The 3,145-nt window shown below is 35.7% G+C and carries 4 protein-coding genes; all 4 read right to left on the bottom strand.

The window, feature by feature from the left end:
• Positions 1 to 106 precede the first annotated feature (106 nt).
• The gene (locus CJF42_RS25315) at positions 107 to 691 is read right to left on the bottom strand and encodes a hypothetical protein (protein WP_095369270.1); all 585 of its coding nucleotides are present in this window, start codon (positions 689 to 691) and stop codon (positions 107 to 109) included.
• A 517-nt stretch (positions 692 to 1,208) separates the two neighbouring features.
• Positions 1,209 to 1,496 (bottom strand): hypothetical protein, encoded by a 288-nt coding sequence (locus CJF42_RS25310; RefSeq protein WP_095369269.1) that lies wholly within the window; start codon positions 1,494 to 1,496, stop codon positions 1,209 to 1,211.
• A 227-nt stretch (positions 1,497 to 1,723) separates the two neighbouring features.
• Positions 1,724 to 2,068, bottom strand: coding sequence for a hypothetical protein (locus tag CJF42_RS25305; protein ID WP_095369268.1), 345 nt, complete (start codon positions 2,066 to 2,068; stop codon positions 1,724 to 1,726).
• Positions 2,069 to 2,131: 63 nt separating this feature from the next.
• Positions 2,132 to 2,950 carry a DUF2971 domain-containing protein gene (locus CJF42_RS25300; protein WP_095369267.1) on the bottom strand — a complete coding sequence of 273 codons (819 nt, stop codon included), beginning with the start codon at positions 2,948 to 2,950 and terminating at the stop codon, positions 2,132 to 2,134.
• Positions 2,951 to 3,145 lie beyond the last annotated feature (195 nt).

Raw genomic sequence — 3,145 nt, 5'->3', positions numbered from 1 at the left:
AATAGAAACTTTGGGGTATTTTGTGCGGCTGTTTAATATTGACTTAAGCACGGGCTTGTTCAACACCCAGATAAGGTGTCGACTACGCGACACCTATCCTTATTTGTTATATTGTCAGCTCACTGTTTTCTCTGACCCTATCATGGATCAACTCTATATGAGCTAATAAGGTTATATCCCAATCACTTATCAAATCACTAATGTGATAATCATGAGACATAAAGCCACTTTCGTGATTCGCCGAGTAACCGCTAACTTTGCCTGTCTGCAATGCGTGACGATCGAGAATGAAACTGTGCTCTTTAGCATCTCGCCCTCCGCGATTTGCACCATGTGCAGCAAAGCTATTGCGAAGGTCAAAGATCGTACAACCCCTAAGTGCCTTGAGATTAAAATCTATACCCATTTTTCGTAGAATTACTAACAAAGCTTGTTGCTGCATATAAACAGCATTAAAAACCCCATAGAAATAAAGGTAGAGCTCACCAATTGACAAAGATTCACAGCGAATGAGAAAGGCATGTTTTGCCAACTGTGTATCTTCTAGCATGTAAAAGCTATCTATGACAGAGTGGTAGTCTGCACTATTATCAACCGAAACAATAGGATACAGTTCTGAATCTTGCTCTGTCTCTATAGCCACATCGGAAATGATTTCACGAATAGAATAAATTAAATCATCAATTTCCACGCAAATCTCCAATGACAATATAACAGCTTAATAGGCGGATTTATTCCGTGTTTAAACACGTACTTTTTCCGTCTATCATGATTCTTAATCTCGATAAAATACTCTTTTTTTCTCATTTTATCAAAGTCTTTGATAAATATTATAATATTTATTTTTGTGTGATAGACGGAATGACTCCGTCTATCAAAGACACATTTACAATCTTGTGTTCAATGGTGGGGATTGTATGAGTTTTATGTTTTGCTCGGCAAAAGCGAGCAGAACTGACTAAAGTGATACAAAAAAAGCGCAGTTAAGCGCTTTATATTTTGCTCGGCCAAACCGAGCAGACTTAGTTATTTTGATGCGGTTAACCACATCAGTCTGGGGGTATTTTGTGCGGTTCACTTTTACCGCATTTCGGCCTTGCAGTGATTTGTATCCGCAACGCCCTCGTTAATGGGCAAATAATTGTTGGCTAAAATGTGTAGCGAAGCGAAACCGAGCTAAATGTTAGCAGTCCCGCTTGAAATTCTTGTTATGTGTTTATTTCACATAGACTTTTATCTACTTTTTTAGTACTAACTTCGATTGATTTAGAGAATATAACACTATTAGACTGGTAGTTATTAAAAAGTAAAATGTAATTTTTACCTGAGAATCCATCTATTGAAGAGTAAGCTTCTACTTTCGCTGTTTTGCCAAACCATGAAAACTTTTGATCAATTGGTGTAATACAATCGCCACGAGTATAGTTAGGCTTTTCATTAGCAGTAGCACCAAATGAAATAACTAGTATTAAAAAGCAAATATATTTATTTTTCACCAATCCTCCTTGAACACATAACGAGCCTGTAGAATTTATCTAAAGGCTAAAATTTATAAAAAAGTGAGTCCCTGTATCGCATTGTAAGCTACAAACTAAAGTTAACTAATGCATTTTAGACCCTGTTTTTGGGTTGTAAAATTAAATTTTTAATTATTCTACAGCCTCAACGCCAAGCTAAGCGGCGCAGCTTTGCTGCGTCCTTGCTTGGGCGATTTGTTATGTTTTTACTTGGCACTTTCTATCACTGAAAGTACTTGATTACATGATTGCTGGGTTACAGAAATATTTTCAGTATAACCCTCTGATGAATATGCCAACATACAACCCTTTGTTATACCCTCTACACCAGATAGAGTTCCAATATTCGCAACTCTAATATATTTAGTACCGTCATATGGCAGGATCTCTCCATTTACTTGAATTTTTCCAGGGCCAACTAACTCAACGTAACCTGAACTTTTGCTTTTAATACTTTGAACGGAGTATGGAACCACATCGGCTGCAAACAACACGGAAGGCAATAAAAATGCCGTTAACACTGCAACAGAAAGATAACCCCTAATTTTCATCGATACTCCTTTAAAAACAAGTGACAGTTTTTGCCGTCGGTTGCAGCCACTTGTTACGCCTTTCTAGTTTAATTGCTTATATTGTAAAGAAAATGAGGTTTTAGCTAAGCTAGCTTGCCAAATATTTGGATTGAAATCACTCTTTAAAATTATATCTAACAATACATTCTTGTCTTCATCATCAATTTCGGAACCAAGATATACATTTGTTATTGTGCAGGAATCTAACAAAAGTGATTCGCCATCAGTGGGCAACCCCTTAAAATTAGGAATGAACATAGTCCTGTATTCATTCTCATATTCCCAAACTTTAGCTTTAACCAAAGCAGGCCTGAACGCTCTCTCATCCGGCGGTATAGGATATGTAATTTGAGGATATATCTCGCTGTAATCTACTTTATATGCGAATGCAATAGGCATAATAGAAGCATCGAACTCAATGCAAATTCCTTTATGTGAATTTGCATAATGTGACCAGAATAACAAGTTATCATTATCTGTAGTAAAGCTACAAATCCTGAGTTCATTAAAAGTTTTATTAGTAGCTTCTGAAATAGAATTTGGAATAAATTGAGGGTCTTTCAAAGAGTTAGTAATTAAGGTTGTCGCATCCTTTTTATTCATACCACTTTCACGGGCAACATTGATTAAATGTTGTTTAATAGCTTTATGCTTATTTCCTTTTGCCTCCATATTAAAATGAGGCTTGCCTTCAAAAGGGTCATTGAAACCACTAGATAGTGAATGATATAGCTTTTTTTTTAAAAATAGGTGCTCAACAAATTCAGTATTTTTAGCTGAAATAGGCATAAACCGAAATAGTGAACTTAAACCACTTTGGTCCGGCCAAGGATGAATCTTTTTAAATTCCTCAATGTTCAAATTTCTTCCCTAGGGCGTAACAGCTTGTATGGCGGATTTATTCCGTGTTTAAACACGGACTTTTTCCGTCTATCATGATTTTTAATTTTGATAAAATACTCTTTTTTTCTCATTTTATCAAAGACTTTGATATATATTATAAGATTTCTTTTTGTGTGATAGACGGAAAAAGTCCGTCTATCAAAGACACATTTA

The organism is Pseudoalteromonas sp. NBT06-2 (assembly GCF_002276045.1).
Classification (GTDB): domain Bacteria; phylum Pseudomonadota; class Gammaproteobacteria; order Enterobacterales; family Alteromonadaceae; genus Pseudoalteromonas.
Note: the sequence above shows the minus strand (reverse complement) of the source record. Positions and strands in the feature narration are given on the sequence as shown.